This is a genomic window from Legionella sp. PC1000, from assembly GCF_014109805.1.
Lineage (GTDB): Bacteria > Pseudomonadota > Gammaproteobacteria > Legionellales > Legionellaceae > Legionella > Legionella resiliens.
The window spans coordinates 1,663,661-1,688,508 of the sequence record NZ_CP059400.1 but is presented as its reverse complement, the minus strand read 5'-3'; the positions used below and the strand labels follow the sequence as shown (position 1 = coordinate 1,688,508).

The following is a 24,848-nucleotide window of genomic DNA, read 5'->3' as shown; positions in this document are numbered from 1 at the left end:
GAAGTTTTTAATTTAGTGCAAATAGTATTTGCCTGGGTGAGGCTATTGAAATAGATGCAGCTAACTTGAATTTCGCTCTCCACTCAGAGTAACTCAATGAATCCATAATACTAGAGGAGATCAACAGTGTATTTGCAGGGATTTGGTAATCATCATCAAACTGAAGCAGTTCCAGGCGCTTTGCCAAGTAGCCAGAATTCACCACAACACTGTAACTTAGGTCTTTATGCCGAACAATTAAGCGGGACAGCCTTCACTCGTCCAAGACAGAATAATTTACGAAGCTGGCTTTATCGCATTCTGCCTTCTGTAGTTCAAGGCCCATATCAAGTTTATGAGATGGAACTGTTCAAACCCTATCATGCAGAACAGTCCCCCAATCCCCTGCGTTGGTCTCCTCTGGACCTGTTTAAAGAAGAAGATTTTGACTTTGTCGAAGGCATGTTTCATCTTGCAGGAAGCCAACATGTAAATGCATATATTTATCATTGTACTCGATCCATGCAAGATAAATACTTCGCCAATAATGATGGGGAAATGCTTTTTGTTCCATACTTGGGCGAAGTGAACTTACATACTGAGTTTGGGAAATTAAATATATGTCCAGGCATGATAGCGGTTATTCCTCGTGGCGTTAAATTTAAGATGGAACTCATTAGTTCTGAAACGAAAGGATATCTATGTGAAAACAGTGGCAGTCCCCTCACTCTACCTCCCTTAGGACTTATCGGAGCTAATGGTTTAGCTAACCCACGACATTTTCAATACCCTACGGCTGCATTTGAGCAAGGGATTACCCAAGTGACCCTTATATGCAAGTATCAAAATAAATTATGGACCGCAAAATGCAATCACTCACCACTTAATGTAGTAGCTTGGCATGGTAATTATGCTCCTTATTGTTATGATTTAAGTTTATTTAATACAATTAATACAGTAAGTTTTGATCACCCTGATCCATGTATTTTTACTGTGTTAACTTCAGAAAGCGATACACCGGGGGTAGCCAATTTAGACTTCGTCATTTTTCCTCCTCGATGGATGGTTGCAGAACATACATTTAGACCCCCTTATTACCACCGTAATTATATGAATGAACTTATGGGCCTTGTTCGCGGTGAATACGATGCTAAAAAAGAAGGATTTTCTCCTGGTGGGGTAAGTATTCATAATTGCATGACAGCACATGGGCCTGATCAAATAAGTTATGAAAAAGCGGTAGCGCAAAAACTAGAACCTGAGCTTTATTCGAATACTTTAGCCTTCATGTTTGAAACTAAAGATGTATGGAAAGTTACCGAACAGGCTATGCGTATTCCACAGAAACAAAAAGATTATGCGGATTGCTGGCAAGGACTGAAAGCGAATTTTACAAGTCCATAGTGTAATCTTGATGAAGGTGCAACAAGAAAAATTAATGCCATAAGTCTTCAAGGCAAATTAGTATTATTTTTAATACAAAAGTTCTTTTTTGCCTACTTGCCGTGCTTTATGAACAGCATCTAATCGATCTATATGAAGACATGATCTGGATTCCGCGCATGAAGCGCGGAACGTAGGGTATTTTTTTAAACGTAGGGTATTTTGTTTTATACGAAAAGATGGGTTTACCTGATAGATCCCGAATTCTAATGCGCTTTCACCCTGTCTACAGGACTCAAGCAAAAACCTTAAATCCTTTATTTAAAGTACAATCAATTTGATGACTTGCTAGTTGTTGATAATTAATAGCATTCATTATCGTATTTTTTATAGAGACACTTCCATCTGCATTAATACTATACTTAACAAATTCGAAGGTAGGATTACCGCGAGCAATAGAACTATCCAAAGTAAAATGGTTTATTGAGGTAGTAATACGGTTGTTATCAATAATAAGGAAAGCATCTGGTTGTGCTGTTCCAATAAGGGAACTTGAAGGCATTTTTTGTGAGCTGCACTCTTGAATACTCATTACCAAAGTGATTTTTTTTCCTTGTGATATTGCATCGGCCATATCCGTAAATGTTGTTAATTGTTCTGCATGAACCACTGATGATAAAGCAAATAAAGCGGATAAAATCATTCTCTTCATTAAAACGGCCCCTTATCTTTTTGATATTAACAATAAAAAATAGCCTGGATGAAACGTACGACTTTGGAAAATCTCAAATTTCCTACGTTTCATCCAGGCTACACTACAGCATAATGTTTTTATACAGCGAAAAGTACTAAAACAAATCTTCCTGTGTTAAGCCCATTTTTTCTAATAAACCACGCAATGTTTTTAATGCTTCAACCTGGATTTGACGAACCCGTTCTCGTGTCAAATCAATTTCCTTACCCACATCCTCAAGCGTTGCTTTTTCAAATCCTCTTAAACCAAATCTTCTCGCAATAACCTGCTGTTGATTTTCGGTCAATTTATCCAATAGAGATTCTATATGTAAACGCAAATTTTCATTAGTTAAAAGTTCTGCAGGATTAACGCTGTTTTCATCAGCTATAGTGTCTAATAATGATTTATTTTCATCAAAGCCAATGGGTGTATCAACAGAGGCTACCTTATCATTCAAGCCTAATAACTTTTGTACATCTTCCAAAGGTTTATCGACCATTTCTGCAATTTCTTCGGGTGAAGGCTCATGATCTAATTTTTGGGTCAGTTGCCTTGCAGCCCTGAGATAGACATTCAGTTCTTTAACCACATGGATAGGTAAACGAATGGTTCGTGTTTGATTCATAATAGCACGTTCAATTGTTTGTCTAATCCACCAGGTGGCATAAGTTGAAAAGCGAAAACCACGTTTAGGATCAAATTTCTCAACTGATTTCATTAAACCTAAATTTCCTTCTTCGATTAAATCGAGAAGAGGTAAACCACGATTAAGATAACGACGAGAAATTTTAACCACCAAACGTAAATTAGATTCAATCATCTTTTTACGGGCAGCAACATCCCCTTTCAAAGCAAGGGTTGCATAATGCACTTCTTCTTCAGCACTGAGCAAAGGAGAAAATCCAATTTCACTCAAATAGAGCTGAGTCGCATCCATCATTTTTAGTGCATTTTTACCACGAAATGAGGGAAATGCATTATCATCCGAAAAATCAGGAAGATCAGGCTCTTCATCTTCTTCATCTTTTTCAAGAAGGGAATCAATGTCTTCCTCAATTAAGAGTGATTCATTGTCTGGTTCAGACCAATCTTCATCCTTAAGTTCTGGTTCTTTACTTGACTCATCGTCTTCGTGCATTGTTTTTCACCTATAGTGTTATAGCCTGTCTACAATTCTACTATTTTGACCAAACTGGCCTGGCTTCCTATGTTCCAATGCGCACATACTACGTGTATGCTGCGCTTCGGTACTCGAAAATCAGGCCAGTTTGGCTCAAGTTAGCGAAATGCATGCAGACTCTAGTCATATTGCGAAATTTATTCCATAACTACATTATACTTCATAAAAAGGTTATTGTTGCTATAACTACAAGTTATCTGTCAACCTTTTTGTAGATAATTCAAAGGATTGACTGGTACGCCCGACTTTCTGATTTCAAAATGAACACCTGTATACTTGCGATCGATAATACCTGCTCTAGCAATGACTTGTCCTGCTTTTACATGCTGTCCTTCGGAAACCATAATCTGTGCGTTATTGCCGTAAGCAGTTAAATATTCATGATTGTGCTTAATAATAATCAAGTTACCATAACCAGCTAACCCACTTCCAGCATAGGCAACCATACCATCTGCCGACGCAATTACCTTCTCCCCTTTTTTACATGCAATGTTTATTCCTTTTTTACCTTGCTCCGGAATAAATGATGTAGTCACTCGCCCACTCACAGGCCATAACCATCCTGAAGCAGAACGAGCATATCTATTTGTGGGCGAATAAATTACAGAAGGTCTCGCTTGGGGAGTAACATAATAATGTCGCATCGGGGCAGGACGGACTGTTTGTCTATGTCTTGGAATCCCTCGCAAGTTGATGACTTGCCCCACCCTTAGAGAATAAGGCGGATTAATATGATTTAACCGAGCTAGAGTTCTGTAATTTGTATCATAGCGAAATGCAATAGAAAAAAGCGTGTCTCCACGTTTTACCACATAGACTTTCTGATAGCGCGAATAAGGATTCCATTTTAACTCCGTAACAGGAGCTAAATTATTTCCACAACCAACCAAGGTTATAATGAGGAGAAGGCATACAAATCTTTTGCAAAAGGTGGCTATCATTTATTAAACCTCAAACAAATTGTTTTATTGAATGTGGATCCCATCGAGCCAATTGGCTAATTGATCGAACATTTTGTAATTTGTCATATCCAGATGAAGAGGTGTGATTGAAACATACCCTTCACTTATCGCATAAAAATCTGTTCCGGGACCTGCATCAGCCTCGGCTCCAGGCAAACCAATCCAGTAAATAGGCCGTCCTCTAGGATCTTTATCTTTTACTACAGCCTCAGCACCATGGCGAGTACCTAAGCGAGTAACTTGCAACCCCTTTATTTTATCTAAGGGCATATCAGGAACATTAATATTAAAGATAGTTTGAGAAGGAAGGCGGTGTGTGCCTAATTTCATCACCAAATGCTTGGCAATAATTGCCGCTGTGTCATAATGCTGGATGTTATCCCCTACCATAGAAAATGCAAGGGCAGGCAATCCTAAATAACGTCCTTCCATTGCGGCAGCTACAGTACCCGAATAAAGAATGTCATCACCTAAATTAGCGCCATCATTAATTCCAGAAACAACCATGTCAAATTGGGTATCTAAAAAACCCGTTACTGCCAAATGCACACAGTCTGTTGGGGTGCCTTCAACACTATAATAACCATTATCCAATTTTTTGGCTTTTAGCGGTCGTGACAAAGTCAAGGAATTGCTTGAGCCACTTCTATTCCTATCAGGAGCAACGACTTCAATATCTACAAAAGTGGATAACTCCTTGGCTAATCGGTTAATTCCAGGTGCGAAAACTCCGTCATCATTACTTATAAGTACTCTCATCTTTTAACTCATAGGTGATTCAAACCATCTAACCACTGCTAAATGATCCGCTAAATCATGTTTGTTTTGAGTTAAATTGGCTTGTAAGGTTGTATTATTATTCTCAATTTTTAATTGGGCTTGTTCTTTAACAATTGTCTCTTGCAAAGCCATAATTTTTTTTCCAAAACCTTGGGGACTGAGTTGTAATTGATAGGCAAGTTTATTCATACGATTGGCAAGAGATTCCAATTGTTGGCAGGTCAAACCTGCTGGTTGTTTGTTTGGACAAGCTTTTAGCGCTTGTTGCAATTCATTAGGATGCGATTTGTAATAATGTTCATTTTTTGCTGAGCAAGATGTTAACCCTAAAATTATAAATAATACTGCCAAAGATTTATTCATACTCAACCTATCGTAAACTACAAAAAACCGATATTATCATTAGACAAACGCTAACGCCATCTTATGAGATAACTATGCTTGATTTTAAATTGCTACGTGATCCTCAAACAGGAGAACAATATATTGAAACTTCTCTTTGCGGTAAACCACTCCTAACTACTCCCCAATTGAACAAAGGCACAGCATTCACAAACGAAGAAAGAAAAGAGTTTGGTCTGTTAGGAAAACTTCCCCATCGCGTTGAAACATTAGATGAACAAGTCAAACGTGCTTATTTACAATACTCCAGTTATACAACACGCTTACAACAAAATATTTATTTAAATAATTTACACGATAAAAATCAAATTTTATTCTATAAATTAATCAACCGTCATTTAGGTGAAATGTTGCCTACAATATATACTCCTATAGTAGGAACTGCAGTAAAACGTTTCAGTCATGAGTATAGACAACCTCGCGGCTTATATATTTCCCATACAGATAAAAATCAAATAGAAGAAATATTAAAAAATCGTTCTAATCCAGAAATCGATGTGATTGTTGTTACTGATGGAGAAGGAGTATTGGGCATAGGCGATCAAGGAATCGGAGGAATGGACATTCCTGTTGCCAAATTAATGGTTTATTGTTTATGCGGAGGTATTGAACCAACTCGTACCCTGCCAATATTTCTTGATGTAGGCACAAATAATCAAGAATTGCTTAATGATCCTATGTACTTAGGTTGTCGGCATCCACGCATTAGTCCAGCGGCCTATGACGAATTTATTTCTACTTTCGTTCATGAAATTCACAAACAATTCCCCAATGCATTTTTGCACTGGGAAGATTTTGGCCGAGGCAATGCGCGACGCATTCTGGAAAAATTCCAAGACCAATTATGTACCTTTAATGATGACATTCAAGGTACTGGCGCTGTGACCTTGTCGGCTTTATTAGCTGCTTGTGACGTAACCGGTTCAAAACTGCATGAACAGCGAATTGTTGTTTTTGGTGCAGGTTCTGCAGGAACTGGTATTAGCGATCAAATTATTGATGCAATGGTGCGTGAAGGAATTAGTCCCGCCGAAGCGTATCAACGTTTTTGGTTGATTGATCGTCAAGGCTTGTTACTTAATACAGACCCGGAACTTACTGAAGCACAAAAACCTTATGCACGTGATCCCAAAGAAATAGAAAAATGGACCATCAATGAAAAACAACATCCTTCACTTACTGATACTGTAAGACATGTTAAACCTACTGTTCTTATAGGTTGTTCTGCTCAACCAGGGGCTTTCTCCCAAGACATCATTGAAACCATGTCTGTTAATTGTGAACGTCCTATTATTTTCCCCTTGTCTAATCCAGATGAAAAATGCGAGGCAAAACCGGCAGACATCCTTACTTGGAGTCAGGGAAGAGCTTTAATTGCTACAGGTACAGCCTTTCCAGCAGTTGAATATCATAATCGTATGGTACAAATTGCCCAGTGTAATAACGCATTGGTCTTTCCTGGAATAGGGCTTGGAGTCCTCGCAGTTAACGCAACAAAATTAACTGAAGATATGATCCTGGCTGCAGCACATGCTTTATGCCAGTTCGCACCCAGTAAAAAAGAAAGTTACTTACCCTTATTACCTTCTTTGGATGATGCCCAAACAGTTGCCAAGGAAATTGCAGTAGCTGTAGCACGTTGCGCTATTGATTCAGGACTTGCACAAAAAAATCAGGATGCTGATTTAGGAAAATTGATAGAAGACATGTTTTGGGAACCTAGATATTTACCATTTAAATTTAAAAAATCATGATGAATGTATAGTCCCCACAGGAATGCTTATTTGATCGGTTGGATTTGAGCACTGGTTGTGAGCAAAATTTTTCTAAGCAAGCGCAGCATAAATCAGTATGTAAGCATTGATTAGGAGAATTTTCTCGCAAGATGCCAAATACGGCCGTTCCCCCGGTTGAGCACTCAGGCACTAATTTTAATTGTTATCCGCTTTTACGAAATTCACTTTAATATTTTTCAGAGTCGCAGTATCAGGTTCCCAGGAACGGGCGTATTTAAATACGATTATCGTATTTTCTGGATAGCTTTTACTTTTCTGTAAGCCAAAGGTGAAATGCATTTGCCCACCGGCACCGATAAGCTCAGTCTTCGGTCTTTCATAAGTACTACTTCGAAGCGTTAATAAATTTTTATCAAAGCGCACAACCGACCATTGAAATCCTGTAGTGGGATTTGCAGGTAAAGTAACGACAAAACTTGGCTTATCCACATTAACATTCATGGTTAAATTAGCATCTGCATAGCACATCATGGAAAAATTAAGAAGTAAGAAACCAAATACTGTTTTCATTAACAAACTCCTTTTGGATATCTACAATCAGTTTAGCTTATTTTGTTAAATTCTGTTACTTCTTTTATCGTGCTCTTATTCAAGGAATTCAAAGATATTCGGTAAAAAATCATAATTGGAAATTGATTTGAGAATAAAGTTAACTGTTTGACTCTATTTATTAAATTAGATACCCTGCACCAAGCTGAATCATTAAGAGGATTTTATGTTAAACTTAATTGGCTGGAATGAAATAAGTGAAATATTAGATTTAAACGATGAAGCACAAGATGAGAATTATCTTTCAGGAATTATTGAACGAGCAGTAAGCACATATCGAGATCGTCCCGGTTTTTTCACTCCGTATCAAGATGGCCAGGAATTTGCAGGCGGATTATTGGCGCCGATTTGGTATCCTACTGCATCTGCAACTGGAACAGCATTTATGGGATTTACTGCACTTATTGGTGCGTGTTACTTTGTTGGATTCACATTACTTGGACTTTTGTCAATTATAATGATGAGTGCTGAATATCGAAATACAGCATTGGAAGGAGTCGCCAACAGCCTTGCGCTAATAGGTTTAACCCTTCTTGGAACTGTTGCAGGAGCATTGCTAACAGTTCTTAGTTTTCCACACAGCATTGTTTCGCTATTTACTCGCTCAGCCGCCACAGTAATTTCTGCAACAACGGAATGTTGTGAAAATGATTATCAATATTCAATTTAATTATTAGATTTATATAGCCTGAATGAAGCATAATAAAGCCTAGATTGTTGCAGATTCAGTATGCTACATGCGGTCTAAAAAGCATATTAATTTTCAATATAAATCTTGATCTTAAAGCATAGAAAAGCGATTATTTCATCTTTTTATCATCACAGTTAGGAGCGCGTGTGGAACACGAAACCATGGAATTTGATGTAATCATCGTCGGTGCAGGGCCGGCGGGGTTATCTGCCGCGATTAAATTGAAACAGCTTGCCATAGCTGCAGAAAAAGAATTATCCGTTTGTATTTTAGAGAAAGGAGCCCAAGTTGGAGCTCATATTCTCTCTGGAGCGGTTCTAGAACCTAGAAGCCTTAAAGAATTACTTCCTAATACCTGGCAAGAGGCGCCTCTCGATACCGCAGTAAGCGAAGATCGTTTCTATTTTCTAACCTCAAAAAACTCCTATAAACTCCCCACCCCCAAGCCCATGCATAACGAAGGAAATTATATTATCAGTCTAGGTGAGCTTTGTATGTTTCTTGCACAACAGGCGGAGTCCCTGGGGTGTGAAATCTATCCTGGCTTTGCCGCAGCTCACACACTTTATGACGATCACAATCAGGTAATTGGTGTTGCAACTGGGAATGTGGGCCTCGACAAAAATAAAGAGAAAACAAATAATTACCAACCTGGTATGCATCTTCTTGCCAAACAGACTTTATTTGCAGAAGGATGTCGCGGACAACTTAGCCAAAGTGTAATGGCACGTTACCACTTAAGGGATAAAGCAAATCCACAAACTTATGGACTAGGAATAAAGGAAATATGGCAAGTCAAGGCAGAACAACATAAACCCGGACTCGTCATTCATACTGTAGGCTGGCCAATGGATCACATAACTTACGGTGGTTCATTTATATATCATCTATCAAAACAACGCGTCGCTATTGGTTTTGTAGTCGGTCTGGATTATAAAAATCCCTGGTTAAATCCTTTTGCGGAGTTCCAGCGCTTTAAAACACACCCACTAGTTCAACCTGTTTTAACTGGCGGCGAACGAATCGGTTATGGCGCACGGGCCCTTAATGAAGGGGGATGGCAATCCTTACCAAAACTCACTTTTCCAGGCGGTGCATTGATTGGTGATGCTGCAGGTTTTCTTAATGTCCCTAAAATTAAAGGAATACATATGGCAATGCAGTCAGGCATGCTTGCAGCAGAAGCTTGCTTTGAAGCACTGCAACAAGAAAACCCTGCCCCATTTGAATTAATGGGCTATCCAGAGAAAATCAAAAATTCCTGGCTGGATAAAGAACTTTATGCCGTACGCAATATAAGACCCGGATTTAAATACGGCTTAATTCCAGGCTTAATCAATGCAGCTTTTGAAACATACATTACACGTGGACACTCCCCATGGACCTTAACGAATCATGCAGATCACGATACTTTAATTCCGGCAAATAAAGCAAAGCAAATCAATTATCCTAAACCCGATGGAGTTCTTACTTTTGATAGACTTTCATCTGTTTTTTTATCGAATACCTATCATGAGGAAAATCAACCCTGCCATCTCGTATTGAAAAAACCTGATCTGGCAATAGATATCAATTTAAAAACTTATGCATTCCCAGAAGGTCGATATTGTCCTGCAGGCGTGTATGAAATAATTGAAGAAGAAAAAGGCCCTAGATTGCAAATTAATGCCCAGAACTGCATTCATTGTAAAACCTGCGACATCAAAGATCCCCGACAAAATATAGTGTGGCATGCTCCAGAAGGAGGCGGTGGACCAAATTATTCTGGAATGTAAACCGGTGAAAGTACAAAACTCATGAACAAAACGGAGCGCTCCGAGTGAATTTATGCTGCTCCGTTTTACCAAACTTAATGAGACTTTGTTTTTTATTAGCTAAATAAGCATGAAAATTAGTAAATATTTTTTTATGTATTTGCGTTAATCTAGACATAAGCACCCTTTATTAAGAATTAATAGATCAAGAACAGCTCAGCGCTTTCTCATTCATTACTTTATCGAGGGTGGATTATGATTGAGTATGATTAAAAAAACTCTATTACGGTAATTTTTTTAATGCGGTTATCCTTTAGGGCGATAACCGTTGCAAATGCCATTCATTATTCTTAAAGACATATTCCCAAACATCGGACAGTTCATCTTGTCGGTATGCATAGAATACCATGCGTTCAGGTTGGATACGGAAACCACAATACTCCGGGCTTACAGGGATTAGTTTATTTAGAAATGAATCCTCAATCTTTTGCCGCTTATCCTCAAGAATTTCTTTACTCTCAATAATCTGCATTGACGTGGGAGCATAACTTAAAAAACGAATTTGCGCCCATTGAGGATAGCTGCTCCAATAATATTGATTCTCAGCATGCTTTAGCAATAAAGCCTTACCTTCAATAATCACTTCTCGTTGTAACAGTTCTAGCCAAAACACGAGACTTACCTGAGGATTGTTTTTTAACTCGCTTACTTTGCGAGTACTTTTTTGAGTAAAAAATAAAATCCCCTCATCTGAAATATCACGAATAGCGACAACACGGCTATGTGGCGCTCCATCCAATGAAGTAGATGATAAAACTGCGTGATTCGGGTTAGGTGCTCCAGTCTCTCGCTCACTTGCTAACCAAAGACTTAGCTCAATAATAGGATTTGTTTGCATTCCCTGTTTCCTTGATTTAAAAATTGAAGGATTAATTGTACTTGAAGGTCGGTTGCATACTCACCATTAAGAATTAAATCCGCATTTTTCTTCAGCTGCTCATCAAAGAATAAAGGTCTCGCTTCATCTAAGTAAAACATCAACTCATCCAAAAGCTCCTTTTTTTCTCTTGTTTCCTCTTTAAAATCACGCAATATCCTTCTACATAAGGAAATGTCTAAAGGAACTTCAATATGCATGCATAAATCAATATATTGTCCTGTCTGTTGATGTAAACGTCCAAGGGGGGCATCAAAAATAATGAACTCAGTTGGTTTTAAGGCCTCCTGTGTTATCGGATGTAATGTTGAATGTCCGAGCTTAAGTAGCTGCAGTATCTTAGCAAGCTCGCCGTAATTCCACTCGCGATAATCATGTCCGCGTTGATACCAATCCACGTAGTCTTCTGGAGCGATTGATATCTCATCAAACTCATCCCAGCTAATGAGTACAGCACCTAATTCCTTTGCAAGAGTTGCAGCAAGCGTTGACTTCCCAGCACCCGATACACCACTAATGCCAAGTATTGTTGCCATAAAGCGACTCCATTAGTGTCTATGACTATTAAAATCCCCCTGCTTATTATATTCTAAATTCTAGGTTGGTTTGACATACAGGACGTAAAAAAACATTTAACTACTCTATAGGATGGCAAATATGTTTAATTCGTTCCACTTACAAGCTGTAGAGGCGTTTAAAAAAAGTGAATATGTACAAGCTAAAACACTGTTTCTCCAAGCAATTAGCAAAAATCCTGAAGTCCCAGAAACCTATTTTTTCTTAGGGAAGACCTGCTTTCTATCTGATGAAAAAGAGGAAGCAATTTTTTATCTAAATCAGTTTATTGAAATAACGAGGAATGTAACAACGCAGGAAAATAGATCTCATGCCTTTGACCTTCTAGGGCAATGCTATGCTGCTAACAATAAAAATGAAGAAGCCGTCACATATTACTTTGCTGCAATAGAAAATGACCTTAGTTGTGTTTCAGCACGACACAATTTGGGCTTAAGTTATATGAGACTGGCTCAAGATTATCTCGAGTCCCATTTAGAAAATTGTTTTACTTTACTGAAAAATGCTCATATTGCGCTCTCTTCAGCTTTAGAACTATGTGCTGATAATCCTATGTTATTACATACGGCTGCGAGCTGGCATGAGCAGTATATCGATCTACTTAAAAAATTATCTAAAGACAAAAGGATTCAGGAGGACATAAGCGTGAACTTTATGTGTTCCATTCACTATTATCGTGAAGCATTAGCACATTGTAAGAAAGATGATCTGATGTTGATAAAATATAATTACAGAAAATCTTACTGAGTGTTATGCCCAATTTGGACATCATCTGTACCAAAATGAAGAGTATAACAAAGCGCAGGAATTATATGTCTTAGTTCTCGAGGGGGATCAAAATCATATTCCAGCACTCAATCAAATAGGCATGTGTGCATTCAAACAAGGAATGTACCAGGAAGCAAGAAAAAAGTTTACTACAATTCTTGAACGAACGAGTGACGCACAAGATCAAGCGGATGCATGGTTAAACATAGCCTGTTGTTATCGGCTTGAAAAAAATTGGGACCAGGCAGGACAGTCCCTCAGTGAGGCAAGGAAATTAGCCCCTCAAGATTCAAGCATCAATGAGGAAGCTGAGAAGTTAAAGCTGGCACAATCGCAAGAACTGCTTACAGCAACAAACCAAGTCTTCTTTGGCCTTAAACCAGATAGCTATTCCTTTTTTCCCTCTCAGAAGGCAGAGAACTGGCGATTAAATTAATTCAATGTTTTGTATCCTGGGTGAAGCGGAACCCAGGATAGCAGACATCATAACCCGGGTTCCGCTGCGCTGCACCCCAGGCAACATCTAAATTTATTTTTTTTGAGCAAGCCAAACGGTTGCTCCCCCGCAATTTGGATCGTTAACCTTATGCACCAACACCTGCAAGTTATTCTTATTTAAAATAGTTTCATATTCTTTAGTATCCAATGAAGCATGATATAAATCATATCCGCCATTTTCACCCCAAACTTCCCCTGCCTCGGGTCCCGAAGTAAAAAGTAATAACCCCTTTGGTTTAACCAAGGAAGAAAATAAATTCAATGTACTTCTTTGATCCGCTTGTGGTAAATGAAAAAAACTATGCCATGCTATAACAATATCGAACTGAACAGTAAATTTCATCGTTCGCATATCTTCCAAAATCCATTGAGCATTTGGAACATTGTGTTTACAACGCTCTATCATTTTTTTGCTGGCATCAACACCGGTTAACTCATAACCTGCTTCAATAAGAAATTTTGCAATAGGTTCTCCAGTACCACAACCAATATCCAAAACACTCCCACCATGGGGAAAATGTTTTTTTATTTGCTGCAAATAAAATTGTTCCATAAGCAGTTCTTTATTGCGATGCGCATCAAACCAATCAATGAGTTCATCATAAGCTTCATAAACTTTATTTTTATTCGATTTTTTCATCATTTAATCTTTATTAAAATTGAAATAGTATATGGGGTAATTCCATTAAACACCGAACTCTTGGTGCTCAATGCAAATAATTATTTATGTGTCGAATTTTATCATGGGCAAGGGTAAATAGGCCTTTACTCTCAGATTCTTGCATTATTTTCCCATATGATTTTTTGATATCTTGCCAAATCTGATTGCATTTCCCTCAACCACTCCCAGTAATGTTATTACCAAGTAGATGCTCACTTTCTTCCTCTTCTTGAGGAATTATTTCTTTAAGAGCAGATTTATAAAGAGCAGAATTATATTTTATTATAGAATCGGATAATTTTTTATCCTGAACAATTCCTACTTGCTCAGTCAACGTTGAGTTGGGGGAGATCTTAGAAATTAAAGACACAAAGAACTTCACAGCATCGGCCAAAGCGCGCCATACTGAAGAGGAACTTCCCATTGCCTCATCGGATAGGCTAATTAATTCCGCATTAATTTTTTCCATTTCGTGTGTTTCACCTGCTTGCAACAGCATAAAACTGTTATGACACTGAGCAACTATATGTGTAAGCGCATCCAATTTCTTCGGATCCAGATTTTTCAATGCAGCCTCATCATTATGATCGGCAATCGCATCAAGTAGCTTTAATATGTTATTCATTGCCTTTCGAAGCTTAGAGTCCTCATCCGTTTTTTTAGCAAATGTTTCAAAGATTTCATAATGATTTTGATAGACTTTAACTGCTGAGTCCTTAAACGCATCAACTGCATTTACTTTTTCATTCCTGGCAATCTTCTCTTTCAGATCAAGATAACACGTTATACGCGCTTCGACTCCTGCTGCATGTTTACACTCAGCCAATGAATCCAGGAATGTCTGCATTAACTCTTGTTTTGCTTTTAATTGCCCTTGCTCACCTGCACACCATTCATGTTCGTCAAAAAAAATTTTTTTAAGTACTTTTTCTAAATATTGATTTTGCGGGTCATCCATTAGCCGTTGAACACATTCTAGTTTTTGTATATGTAAACCGAGCGCCTTATCTAAGAACCCATCAGGACCTAAATACTGGTTATAATAATCGACTAATTGCATCCTAGCCCATGCTTTATCATCCTCATTATCACCCTCGGTTATTGCTAAAATTTTAGCAGCTATATCTGGAGCAACACCAACTAAACGGGCAACCATTAGATTTTTAACACGGTCAAACTTGTCAAGCGGTAGAGATGTTTGAGGAGGACTGATAATCACATGATGGTCCCGCTCAGAATCAGGCTCTAGTCCAACTTGCACTACTGTCAGTCCCTTATCGATTTTTTCCCGGGATACATTTTGAGCTATATTGCCATCATAAATTGTCACAAAATCCAGTGTACCGCGCGCTGCATCACCTTCACGTTTTGGATCGGCGACTAATTCTTCACCTGTTTCTTGGTCTATTTTTGTATGAGTATAGGTTTCATCTTTGCTGTACTTGGCTGCTGCCATGGAAACAAGATGCAGTGCATGGAGTTCAGGATGCTCATTAGGATTATCCCAAATCTTGGTCTCAGTCTTATGCTTCTTATCAAATTTGTTTCGGGTATTTGCATCATATCCCGAAAGCAATAAATCAGGACACGCATCAACAAGCTCATCCCAGCTCATCACCTCTTTTACAGTTCCTCTATAAAGCTTCTGCCAATCTTTATTTCGCTTTACTACATCACCTGCATCCAAATGCCCAGTAACTGTTTGTACTTTAATACGTTCTTCACTAATACCTTCTTCAATGTCTTCGCTTCGTGTTACAGTAAAATGAGTGACCAAACCTCCTTTATTATATGCTGCACCACTTAGCCTCCTGCTACTTCGCCGTGCTTCTACTGGCTCACCTTCGACGCTTACCTGCAAACCCGTCTTATGAATAACAAAGGTTGCCATTCCTGTCGTAGGAAGGATTTGCGTATCCAATTTAGTATGGGTTGCCATCTGACTCAGGCATTTTACCTCATAGCCATCCGGAAGTAATTTTTGTAACTGCTCCTGAGTTTTTCCAAAATGAACTTCTTGGCAATTAATGACGAAGAACGCTGCATCGTCTTCTTGAAGCAACTGAATAATTGTGCGAGAGGCATCTTCACCAAGGGTGTCATTGCCACAATTTGCTGTAATCGATCGATAATTAAAAGGCATATAAAGCACTCCCTTTACTGCTCGATCATTTGATAGAACATACTATTAATATAGACCATAGCAAGTAAGACAAAGCGAAATTTGAAAAGTCAACCAACAAATTTCTTATTCAAAAAGATAATAATTGTAACATTATATATTATTTTATATATATTTGATATGTTTTTACACACTTATTCCGGGTGATAGATTCTCTATCTCTGAGGGTTGACTCCTATTCTTAGAAACAATTACCGCATCAAATATTTGCTCAACCTCGCCTTTTTCAGACCAAAAACTTTGAAATGCTAAAGGATATTTTACTAATACATCCTTTTTAGAAATTTTTTGAGAAGTTTCTATTACGTTTAATAGTGTTGTTAATAAGGAAATTTTATCTTTAATTTTTTCATCTTCTAGATCGGCTTTTTGTCTTAATATCTGCAATTTCCACTGAATAAGTCCTAGCAGATACGGTTTGATCGCATCTATAGCCATCGTTCGAATTACTGCACTGTAATCACAACATGTAAAGATCCTATGATGTTTCGGATGATTTGGTTCCTCTTCTTTAAAATTTTTAACTTTTAGGTTTTCCTCCTGATTTGCAATTGCATCCTGAATCACATCGGGTTTGCTCAAATGAAACCATCCTTTGACTGTTCGTTTTAAAGCATGAGGAACCACACTCCATAATATGTCAAGGCCAGTAAATAGGACCGCAGTCAGTGCAAATAGAGTACCTACAGCAGGAGCAATAGGGAACAGCAGAGTAAAAACAACCGCCCCTAAGGCAAAAGTTAAAAGTGTCATAGCAAACAAATTACCCAATGCTGCTTGAATGTAATGCATGCGATGAATACTATTTGGAGGAGATTCTAAAGCTCTATATAAATTGAGTCCAAACATGACGAGCTGATGCCCCCATGCCACAATTAAACTGCTGGTAAAAAACCAAGGAGCTGCAGCAAAACTATAACCCAGAGCCATGGATATTGCTGCCCCATAGAGTGCTATACTTGCTAAAAGCGCACAAACTGCAGAAGTACCAAAAAGAAACCAGCGATCAAAATTGCGATTGTTGGCTTTTGCAAGACGATAGCCATTTATTAAAGCATTTACAGTCAGTAAAAGACCTATAAAAGGCAATGTGATGTAAAATAAAGGTGATGTACGAAATATCGCAGATAATCTTGCATCAGCCAGCGTAGTGAATAATGCGATTTCCTGGGCTTCTCTAAGATATGTAATTGCCCTCTGGAAGTGAGTAACAAACATAAGTCACCTGTTAAATTATTATTATTCCTTGATTTTTTATTTCTTATATTTTGAAAACCGTGCTCAATAAGAACTCATAATCACATGGTCTGATTCTAGAGATACATTAACTTAATGGTTCTTGACCTTACTTCCCGCGGACAAGCCGCGGGACATAGGCAAAAAACGTAGTTTTAACTCGACGGCAGTGGTTAAAGAAAGCCCTAGCAGGGGAATTTTTATTCTCTCAAAAAAACCAGTTAGAATATCTTTAACAAACACCAAATCTATAAAAAATTATTCTTGCTTGCCAGTCACTATTTATTGCCGTAAATGAGGAAATAAAATAACATCCCGGATTGACTGAGAATTGGTAAACAGCATGACCAACCGATCAATGCCTATACCTTCTCCTGCCGTAGGAGGCAATCCATATTCCAGAGCTTCGATATAATCACTATCAAAATGCATGGCTTCTAAATCACCGGCATCCTTTTCTTCAACTTGCTTACGAAAACGTTCTGACTGATCTTCAGCATCATTTAATTCAGAAAATCCATTCGCAATTTCCCGGCCAGCAATAAAAAATTCAAAACGATCAGTCACTTCAGGGTTATTATCACTACGGCGAGCCAAAGGTGATATTTCAGTAGGATAACCTGTAATAAAAGTAGGTTGAAATAATTGATGCTCAACAGTTTCTTCAAACAATATGATTTGTAATTTGCCTAAACCATCAGTTTCTTTGAAAGGAAATCCTTTCCTCTGCAAAATTGCACGACAACTCACTACACTTTCAAGTTCTTTCGCATTGATTTCTGGATGATAGTGTAAAATTGCTTCTTTCACTGTCATACGTGCAAATGGCTTGTCAAAGTCAATAATTTGGCCTTGGTATTCAACCTGACGTTTTTTCAAAACAGTATCACATAGATAGCACAGTAATTTTTCGGTAAAATCCATCAAATCCTTATAATCGGCATAGGCCTGATAAAATTCAATCATAGTAAATTCTGGATTATGGCGTGTTGATATCCCTTCATTCCGGAAATTACGATTAATTTCATAAACACGCTCAAATCCACCCACAACGAGTCGTTTCAAATAAAGTTCAGGAGCGATACGCAAATACATAGTCATATCCAGAGTATGATGATGCGTAACAAAAGGACGAGCCAGAGCACCACCTGGGATAGGATGCATCATCGGTGTTTCTACTTCTAGAAAATAGTGTTGATCCATAAACTGTCTAAACGCTTGAATTAATCGCGAACGTATTAAAAAAGTATGGCGACTCTCATCATTGGCAATTAAATCCACATAGCGTTTACGGTATTTTACCTCTTGATCAGCTAAACCATGAAATTTATCAGGCAAAGGCCGCAACGACTTAGTTAATAATTCAATTTGCTCTGCATTTACTGTAAGCTCACCTGTATTTGTCTTAAATAACTCACCTTTAACCCCAACAATATCGCCTAAATCCCAATGCTTAAACTCTTCATATTGCTCAGGAAGATCGTTAGCTCGGATATATACTTGAATCCGCCCAGAAACATCTTGAATGTGAAAAAAGCTGGCCTTTCCCATGATACGTCTCAACACAATACGGCCGGCTACACTGACCTTAATATGCTGTTGTCCTAAAGTCTCCTTATCTAATGAATCATAATGCTTTATGATTTCCTGAGCTAAACTTTCACGACGAAACTGATTTGGGAAATTAAAACCTTTTGTACGTAATTCAGCTAATTTTTGTTTACGAATACTATAAACTTCACTCTCATCAATATGTTCAATTTGCTCTTCACTCATGCTGCCCTACTCCTGCCTTTAAACTGGCTTCAATAAACTGATCCAATGCCCCGTCCAATACCGCTTGTGTATTGCTCGTTTCAACATTGGTGCGCAGATCTTTAATACGAGATTGATCCAATACGTATGAACGAATTTGGGATCCCCAACCAATATCTGATTTACTGGCTTCTAATGCTTGCTGCTCTGCATTTTTCTTTTGCATTTCCAATTCATATAACTTGGCACGCAGCTGTTTCATTGCCTGATCTTTATTGCGATGCTGGCTTCGATCATTCTGACATTGTACTACAATCCCGGTTGGTTCATGAGTAATACGTACTGCCGAATCAGTGCGGTTAACATGCTGCCCCCCAGCTCCAGACGCTCGATATGTATCAATACGCAAATCTGCCGGATTAATTTCTATATCAATATCATCATCAACCTCAGGTGAAACAAATACTGCTGCAAAAGAGGTATGCCGTCTATTTCCTGAATCAAAAGGGGATTTTCGCACTAACCGATGTACTCCGCTTTCGGTACGCAACCATCCAAAAGCGTACTCTCCTTTAAAGTAAATCGTAGCGCTTTTTATACCTGCAACATCTCCAGGAGAACATTCGATAAGTTCAGGTTCGAATCCATGCTGCTCTCCCCAACGCAAATACATGCGCAATAACATTTCCGCCCAGTCCTGTGCCTCCGTACCGCCCGAACCCGACTGAATATCCAAATAAGCATTCGAGTCATCCATTTTTCCGGAAAACATGCGGCGAAATTCCAAATCGGCAACTTTGTGTTCAATGGAATGTAATTCTTCGCCAATTTCATTAATCGTTTGCTCGTCACCTTCCTCTCGTGCAATCTCAAACAATTCACTCAAATCAGTAATGGATTGACCTAATTGGGTTATAGTTGAAACAACTGCTTCAAGCTGCGTTCTTTCACGTCCTAGTGCCTGAGCAATTTCAGGATTATTCCAAACGGTTGATGATTCCAGTTCTCGAACAACCTCTTCTAAACGCTCACGCTTAGCGTCAAAGTCAAAGATACCCCCTAAGCGCTTCTACTCGCTTTTCAAGCTCCACCAGATTAAGATTAATTTGGTTTACTTCTAACATAAGTGTCTCTTAAAATAATAATCGTCCGATACCTTATCATAATGGAGTCTCTGGCAAGACTGCGCTAAGCACAAGCAATATTATGATTCAGCATGACTTTGTAAAAAATTAGTATGGGATTTTACCGTGAAAGCAGGCAAAAAAACAGCTATGAAGTCTTCATTGCGGTTCGATAGGCTTGCAAATTCATCAATAATTCCGCTTCGGCGAGAGATAAATGGCAACTTTCTACAATTTCATCGCGATTACCCCCCATTTCCAAAATACGCAAAGCATGACGATATCCGCCATCATTATCTCGTTTATTTTCCAAATCCTGTATTTGATTATCCATACTAATCAATTGAGTATTAATTTCCTTTAACTGCTTGGAGAATAATAAATCAGCATGAATCAACACAGGATGATCTTTTGTGATTTGATCAATTAATTTTTGCTGTGTATTCAACTCCTCTCGAAAACTAATTAGTTTTTTCCGCTGATTCAATAAATAATTCACTATGAATAAAAAAATAACCACATTTACGCTTAAAAGAAAAGTTATCATTTTATATTTTTGCCCCCAATAACTACGCCATGAGCTTGTTCGCTTAACGCAGGGTTTAAAAGTCGAAGAACATTTCGATTCAATGCAATGATAATAGTCACCCTACGATTTGCAGCCCTCCCTAGTTCTGTAACATTATCGGCAACTGGATATTGCTCCCCATAACCCGTTACTAAAATACGATCTGTTGTTATCCCAAATGAATTCAAAGTACGTCCAACAACTGCTGCACGCATCGCAGAAAGCTCCCAGTTTGATGGAAATTGTGGCGTTTCTATAGGAACATTATCTGTATATCCTTCTATTGCAACAATAGAGGATGATTTTTTAATTTTTGCGGCTAATTGCATTAATTTAACAAAAGCTTCTGGTTTTAAATCTGCATCACCTGAATCAAATAATGCACCTGATTTAATATCCAACTCCACCCACCCCTTCTGCCGGTTGATCTTATAATTTCCATCTTGCAGCTCTATGAGTGCTTGATTTAATTCATCCAGCCCATCATGAAAAGGCCCTTGAAATTGTGTAGTTTGTGGTCCGTCTTTTATACTTTTTGTTGATTTAAGGGCCCGAGCCTCATCTTTTTTATTAAACGCCGATTTCATTCCCTCTGAAAGCGATTTGTACTTTGAGATATTGACGGAAGAAATAGCATACATTACTACGAAAAATGCAAATAACAAGGTAATAAAATCTGCATATGAGACAACCCAGCGATGATGATCATTATGCTGCTCATTTCTTTTTTTTCTTTTTTTCATCTTTCTTTTGCTGGCCAAAATTATTGAGTTTTAACATCAAAACTCCTGGACTTTCCCCAGAAGCAATAGTGACTATACCTTCTACAATCATCTCGTCATAATGCACTCGACGAGCAATGCAACTTTTTAATTTATTTGCTACAGGTAAAAAAATAAGATTAGCCATTCCAACCCCGTAAATAGTCGCTACGAAAGCTACCGCAATACCTAATCCCAATTCATTTGGTTCAGATAAATGACGCATCACTTGAATCAATCCCAGCACTGCTCCCAAAATTCCTATGGTTGGACTGTATCCCCCCATACTTTCAAATACTTGTGCTGCATGGATATCATGATCTTCAACTCTTTCAATTTCGTCTTCCAGAACTTTTCTTATAGTGAGTTTATCTACGCCAATCACCAACAATTCCAAGCCCTTATTGATAAGCGGGTTTTTTTCAACCTCTAAATGTTCTTCCAGAGAAAGTAACCCCAATTGACGCGCTTTTCGGGCCAAATCAAACATTTTGTTGCGGCAAGGTTCAAAATCAAGTTTGGGGGGAGTAATGACCCAAGGTAAAATTTTAAATGCTCTTTTAAAGGTATTTAGTGGTGTTTGCACCATAACCGCGCCAATTGTTCCTCCGAGCACGATCAACAATGCAGACAAATTCATTAAACCCTGTATACTTCCACCTTCAAAAAACTGGCCAAGTGTAATCGCTAAAAAACTAGTGAGTATCCCTGCTAAAGTTAAAGCATCCATTCTTTTTATTCCGGTAAGCGTGATTTAATTCGATGTATTGCCTGACTAAGAATCTGTGAAATGCGTGATTCGCTAACGCCAATAACTTCTCCGATTTCTTTTAGATTCAAATCCTGTTCATAATATAAAGAAAGTACCATTCGTTCTTTCTGGGGCAATCCGCGAATTACCTCGGATAAACGATGCATCAAATCATTATGTAATACATTGACATGCGGTTCAGTAGAAGCGTATCCCTCCCCAACCTGCAAGGCATCATCAGTGACGCCCAAATCGTCAAAACCATATAAATGACTGCTTATGGAGTCCTGCAACATTTCATGGTATTCAGCAATTGATATTTCAAGTTCAGCTGCGATTTCAGAGTCCTTAGCTTCTCTTCCTAACCGATGTTCGAGATTTTTAACAGCTTCCGAAATCATTCTTGAATTGCGATGTACCGAGCGAGGCACCCAATCATTACGCCTTACTTCATCAAGCATATACCCTCTAATGCGAATCCCCGCATAGGTTTCAAATGAAGCACCTTTGGAAGAATCATAATGTCGTGTTGCTTCCAGTAATCCGAGCATTCCTGCTTGTATTAAGTCATCCAGTTGTACGCTTTGCGGCAAGCGGCCCAATAAATGATGTGCTATGCGTTTAACCAATAAGGCATGAGTTTTTACCAGCGTTTCCTGAATTTGCTGGTTAACTTTGCTATAGGCAGCCAAAGCATCCACAATGATCTCCTTAAAATTCACCTGCTACTAAACGCTCTAAAAAGAAACTGGTATTACCACCCAATAAAGCGCTGGGAGGCCACTCAGATACTTCATCTGCTAACTGTCTCAGTGCTAAAGCAGCAGCAGAATCAGGATAAGCAATCAATACCGGTTTTTGCATTTTCACTGCCTTGTGTATGTGTTCATCAAATGGTACTGCTCCTAAATAGTCTAGCTGAACCTCGAGAAATTGCTCGGAAACTTTGAATAATTTATTAAATAATTCACGTCCCTCTCGTTCATTCCGCACCATATTTGCCAAAATGTGAAAACGCGTCCATTCATAACGCTTACTCATTACTTTAATTAAAGCATATGCATCTGTTAATGAGGTAGGTTCATCACATACAACAACAATTAATTCTTGCGACGAACGAGTAAAACTTAAAACAGTGTCAGAAATTCCAGCAGCAGTATCAATAATCATGTAGTCCAGATCATCGGTAAGCTCATTAAATGAATCGATGATTCCAGCAAGCTCTGGAGAAGAGAGTTGCGTCATAAACTCTGTACCAGAGGCTGCAGGAATGACAAGGACACCATGAGGCCCTGACAGAATAATGTCACTTAAATGACAGATTCCCTGCATTACATGAGATAAATTATATTTGGTATGCAATCCCAACATAATATCAATATTTGCCAATCCTAAATCGGCGTCAAGAAGCATGACTCTTTTATTAAGCTGTGCCAAACCAACCGCCAAATTGACAGAAACGTTGCTCTTGCCCACACCGCCCTTTCCAGCAGAAACAGCAATTACTTTAATTGGTTTTGCACGTGAAAGATTTCTCAAACCAGAAGCTTGATCGCTTATATTTTGATTCACTTTAGACATGATATTCTCTCCAGGCACTTTGCTGTGCTTTCCTAATATTGTCTGCCTGAAACAGTTGTGCTTCCTGCTCTGCAAACAACTCAATTAGCTGATGGCGTGTGGCCATTTTAATGTCTTCAGGTACTCGTTGCCCGTGTGTTAGATAGCTCACACCTAAACCCGACTCGATAAGTGCACTCAACGCTCCGCCTACAGCCAATGACTCATCCAGCTTGGTCAAAATGCACTGATCAATTTGAGTTGCTTCATAACGTTTTATTGCATCAATTAATACTTGATAATGACTTGTTGCAGGTAAAACCAAAACATTGGAAATCGACAATAAATATGTACCTAAAACATGCATTTGTTTTACAACTCGCTCATCCGCAGGATTCATTCCGGCGGTATCAATCAAAATTAATTTTTTGTCATTTAATTGCCGTAATACTCGCGCCAAAGAAACTTCATCCTGAGCAACACATACCTTAACGCCTAAAATTTTCCCATACATCATGAGTTGTTCTTGCGCCGCGATTCGATAGGTATCCATAGTAACCAGGCCTAACTTATCTGCTCCAAATCTCAAGGTAAACCGGGCTGCAATTTTGGCCAATGTTGTCGTTTTCCCGACGCCCGTTGGACCAACAAAAGCATAAACCCCACCTTCTTCTATTCTGCGTGTATCACAAATAGTTAATTTATCTGCAATATGATTCAATACAGCTTCCCAGCCTTTTTGTTGATTTAAATCAGATCGCACAGAACATGCCCAAGTCGCGGCTGTAGTATGACTTACTCCCAGATAGAGAAGTTTTTGCAGTAAAATAGTATGCAGAGGCTCATGGACGCCAACATTTCCCCTTAACTGAGCTTCAAGCATACCTCTTAGTGTTTGAATCTCCTGGCGCATGTCATCAAGGGGTGTTTGCATTTGGAGTTTATTTGCTTGGCTCGTTGGCTCAGCACAAGCTGCTGCTGCTGAAGGTGACAGAATTGTTTCATCAAAATCAATCGCAGCAACGACCTCCACTCCACCATCTATATGATGACTGGACAAAATAACAGCATCGGCACCAAGTATCTCTTTAATTTGTTTCATAGCGCTGCGTGTATCGGTCGCAACAAAACGTTTTAATTTCATAAAGCCTCCTGCTTATGAAGAAATTTGTCACTATTCACGCAATGCCTCTTTAGAAATTGTAGCTTGCTTGCAGGAAAACTGAGAAGTTTTACTCTAGGAGTTTACATTCAACACC

General features: G+C 38.6%; 25 protein-coding genes. 6 read left to right on the top strand and 19 right to left on the bottom strand.

Translation table 11 applies throughout. From position 1 onward, the window contains the following. Positions 1-126 precede the first annotated feature (126 nt). On the top strand, positions 127-1,383 hold the full coding sequence (gene hmgA, locus FOLKNPGA_RS07370; protein ID WP_182352426.1) for a homogentisate 1,2-dioxygenase: 1,257 nt from the start codon (positions 127-129) through the stop codon (positions 1,381-1,383). A 274-nt stretch (positions 1,384-1,657) separates the two neighbouring features. Here hmgA and FOLKNPGA_RS07365 read toward each other — a convergent pair whose 3' ends face one another. From FOLKNPGA_RS07365 to FOLKNPGA_RS07345, 5 genes are all read right to left on the bottom strand, one after another. Beyond that, positions 1,658-2,074: a VirK family protein gene (locus tag FOLKNPGA_RS07365; protein WP_182352425.1), complete on the bottom strand. Its 417-nt coding sequence runs from the start codon at positions 2,072-2,074 to the stop codon at positions 1,658-1,660. A 136-nt stretch (positions 2,075-2,210) separates the two neighbouring features. Further along, the gene (gene rpoS, locus FOLKNPGA_RS07360) at positions 2,211-3,236 is read right to left on the bottom strand and encodes an RNA polymerase sigma factor RpoS (RefSeq protein ID WP_182352424.1); all 1,026 of its coding nucleotides are present in this window, start codon (positions 3,234-3,236) and stop codon (positions 2,211-2,213) included. A 242-nt stretch (positions 3,237-3,478) separates the two neighbouring features. Continuing rightward, the gene (locus FOLKNPGA_RS07355; protein ID WP_182352423.1) at positions 3,479-4,219 is read right to left on the bottom strand and encodes a peptidoglycan DD-metalloendopeptidase family protein; all 741 of its coding nucleotides are present in this window, start codon (positions 4,217-4,219) and stop codon (positions 3,479-3,481) included. Positions 4,220-4,243: 24 nt separating this feature from the next. Beyond that, positions 4,244-4,999, bottom strand: coding sequence for a 5'/3'-nucleotidase SurE (surE, locus tag FOLKNPGA_RS07350; RefSeq protein ID WP_182352422.1), 756 nt, complete (start codon positions 4,997-4,999; stop codon positions 4,244-4,246). Between the two features lie 3 nt (positions 5,000-5,002). After that, positions 5,003-5,383 (bottom strand): hypothetical protein, encoded by a 381-nt coding sequence (locus FOLKNPGA_RS07345; protein ID WP_182352421.1) that lies wholly within the window; start codon positions 5,381-5,383, stop codon positions 5,003-5,005. 74 nt (positions 5,384-5,457) lie between these two features. Here FOLKNPGA_RS07345 and FOLKNPGA_RS07340 point away from each other — a divergent pair, with 74 nt between their 5' ends. Beyond that, on the top strand, positions 5,458-7,176 hold the full coding sequence (locus FOLKNPGA_RS07340; RefSeq protein WP_182352420.1) for an NAD-dependent malic enzyme: 1,719 nt from the start codon (positions 5,458-5,460) through the stop codon (positions 7,174-7,176). A gap of 177 nt (positions 7,177-7,353) precedes the next feature. Here the strand turns inward: FOLKNPGA_RS07340 and FOLKNPGA_RS07335 are convergent, their stop codons facing one another. Beyond that, a complete protein-coding gene (locus FOLKNPGA_RS07335; protein ID WP_182352419.1) occupies positions 7,354-7,728 on the bottom strand; it encodes a protease inhibitor I42 family protein in 375 nt (124 codons plus the stop codon). A gap of 205 nt (positions 7,729-7,933) precedes the next feature. On the opposite strand from FOLKNPGA_RS07335, the gene FOLKNPGA_RS07330 reads away from it, so the two are divergent. Continuing rightward, positions 7,934-8,437 (top strand): hypothetical protein, encoded by a 504-nt coding sequence (locus FOLKNPGA_RS07330; RefSeq protein WP_182352418.1) that lies wholly within the window; start codon positions 7,934-7,936, stop codon positions 8,435-8,437. Between the two features lie 167 nt (positions 8,438-8,604). Further along, positions 8,605-10,233, top strand: coding sequence for an electron transfer flavoprotein-ubiquinone oxidoreductase (locus FOLKNPGA_RS07325; RefSeq protein ID WP_182352417.1), 1,629 nt, complete (start codon positions 8,605-8,607; stop codon positions 10,231-10,233). Positions 10,234-10,525: 292 nt separating this feature from the next. On the opposite strand, the gene FOLKNPGA_RS07320 is transcribed toward FOLKNPGA_RS07325, so the two are convergent. Both FOLKNPGA_RS07320 and FOLKNPGA_RS07315 read right to left on the bottom strand, forming a co-directional pair. Continuing rightward, on the bottom strand, positions 10,526-11,110 hold the full coding sequence (locus tag FOLKNPGA_RS07320) for a pyridoxal 5'-phosphate synthase (RefSeq protein WP_182352416.1): 585 nt from the start codon (positions 11,108-11,110) through the stop codon (positions 10,526-10,528). Next, positions 11,083-11,685, bottom strand: a complete 603-nt coding sequence (locus tag FOLKNPGA_RS07315; RefSeq protein WP_182352415.1) for an AAA family ATPase — start codon at positions 11,683-11,685, stop codon at positions 11,083-11,085. Before FOLKNPGA_RS07315 ends, FOLKNPGA_RS07320 begins: the two co-directional genes overlap by 28 nt. A gap of 121 nt (positions 11,686-11,806) precedes the next feature. On the opposite strand from FOLKNPGA_RS07315, the gene FOLKNPGA_RS07310 reads away from it, so the two are divergent. Both FOLKNPGA_RS07310 and FOLKNPGA_RS07305 read left to right on the top strand, forming a co-directional pair. Further along, a complete protein-coding gene (locus FOLKNPGA_RS07310; RefSeq protein ID WP_182352414.1) occupies positions 11,807-12,472 on the top strand; it encodes a hypothetical protein in 666 nt (221 codons plus the stop codon). Positions 12,473-12,593: 121 nt separating this feature from the next. Then, a complete protein-coding gene (locus tag FOLKNPGA_RS07305; RefSeq protein ID WP_182352413.1) occupies positions 12,594-12,929 on the top strand; it encodes a tol-pal system YbgF family protein in 336 nt (111 codons plus the stop codon). Between the two features lie 93 nt (positions 12,930-13,022). Here FOLKNPGA_RS07305 and FOLKNPGA_RS07300 read toward each other — a convergent pair whose 3' ends face one another. The 11 genes from FOLKNPGA_RS07300 to flhF all read right to left on the bottom strand — a co-directional run bounded on the left by FOLKNPGA_RS07300 (position 13,023) and on the right by flhF (position 24,733). Further along, on the bottom strand, positions 13,023-13,631 hold the full coding sequence (locus tag FOLKNPGA_RS07300) for a class I SAM-dependent methyltransferase (protein ID WP_182352795.1): 609 nt from the start codon (positions 13,629-13,631) through the stop codon (positions 13,023-13,025). A gap of 196 nt (positions 13,632-13,827) precedes the next feature. After that, a complete protein-coding gene (locus tag FOLKNPGA_RS07295) occupies positions 13,828-15,795 on the bottom strand; it encodes a hypothetical protein (protein WP_182352412.1) in 1,968 nt (655 codons plus the stop codon). A gap of 165 nt (positions 15,796-15,960) precedes the next feature. Beyond that, positions 15,961-17,052: a hypothetical protein gene (locus tag FOLKNPGA_RS07290; protein ID WP_182352411.1), complete on the bottom strand. Its 1,092-nt coding sequence runs from the start codon at positions 17,050-17,052 to the stop codon at positions 15,961-15,963. Positions 17,053-17,352: 300 nt separating this feature from the next. After that, on the bottom strand, positions 17,353-18,846 hold the full coding sequence (gene lysS, locus FOLKNPGA_RS07285) for a lysine--tRNA ligase (protein WP_182352410.1): 1,494 nt from the start codon (positions 18,844-18,846) through the stop codon (positions 17,353-17,355). Next, positions 18,839-19,949, bottom strand: a protein-coding gene (gene prfB, locus FOLKNPGA_RS07280) for a peptide chain release factor 2 (protein WP_182352409.1) whose coding sequence is annotated in 2 segments (ribosomal slippage) — positions 18,839-19,873 and positions 19,875-19,949 — 1,110 coding nt in all. Because the reading frame shifts where the segments join, the coding sequence is not laid out codon by codon here. Before prfB ends, lysS begins: the two co-directional genes overlap by 8 nt. A 148-nt stretch (positions 19,950-20,097) precedes the next feature. After that, positions 20,098-20,496, bottom strand: coding sequence for a DUF2802 domain-containing protein (locus FOLKNPGA_RS07275; protein ID WP_182352408.1), 399 nt, complete (start codon positions 20,494-20,496; stop codon positions 20,098-20,100). Beyond that, on the bottom strand, positions 20,493-21,260 hold the full coding sequence (locus tag FOLKNPGA_RS07270) for a flagellar motor protein MotB (protein WP_182352407.1): 768 nt from the start codon (positions 21,258-21,260) through the stop codon (positions 20,493-20,495). The genes FOLKNPGA_RS07275 and FOLKNPGA_RS07270 overlap by 4 nt, the downstream gene beginning before the upstream one ends. Beyond that, the gene (locus tag FOLKNPGA_RS07265) at positions 21,235-22,008 is read right to left on the bottom strand and encodes a flagellar motor protein (RefSeq protein ID WP_182352406.1); all 774 of its coding nucleotides are present in this window, start codon (positions 22,006-22,008) and stop codon (positions 21,235-21,237) included. The genes FOLKNPGA_RS07270 and FOLKNPGA_RS07265 overlap by 26 nt, the downstream gene beginning before the upstream one ends. A 5-nt stretch (positions 22,009-22,013) precedes the next feature. Next, on the bottom strand, positions 22,014-22,730 hold the full coding sequence (locus FOLKNPGA_RS07260; RefSeq protein ID WP_182352405.1) for an RNA polymerase sigma factor FliA: 717 nt from the start codon (positions 22,728-22,730) through the stop codon (positions 22,014-22,016). A 10-nt stretch (positions 22,731-22,740) separates the two neighbouring features. Then, positions 22,741-23,610, bottom strand: a complete 870-nt coding sequence (locus FOLKNPGA_RS07255; protein ID WP_182352404.1) for a MinD/ParA family protein — start codon at positions 23,608-23,610, stop codon at positions 22,741-22,743. Further along, positions 23,603-24,733 carry a flagellar biosynthesis protein FlhF gene (flhF, locus tag FOLKNPGA_RS07250; RefSeq protein ID WP_182352403.1) on the bottom strand — a complete coding sequence of 377 codons (1,131 nt, stop codon included), beginning with the start codon at positions 24,731-24,733 and terminating at the stop codon, positions 23,603-23,605. The genes FOLKNPGA_RS07255 and flhF overlap by 8 nt, the downstream gene beginning before the upstream one ends. Positions 24,734-24,848: the final 115 nt, after the last annotated feature.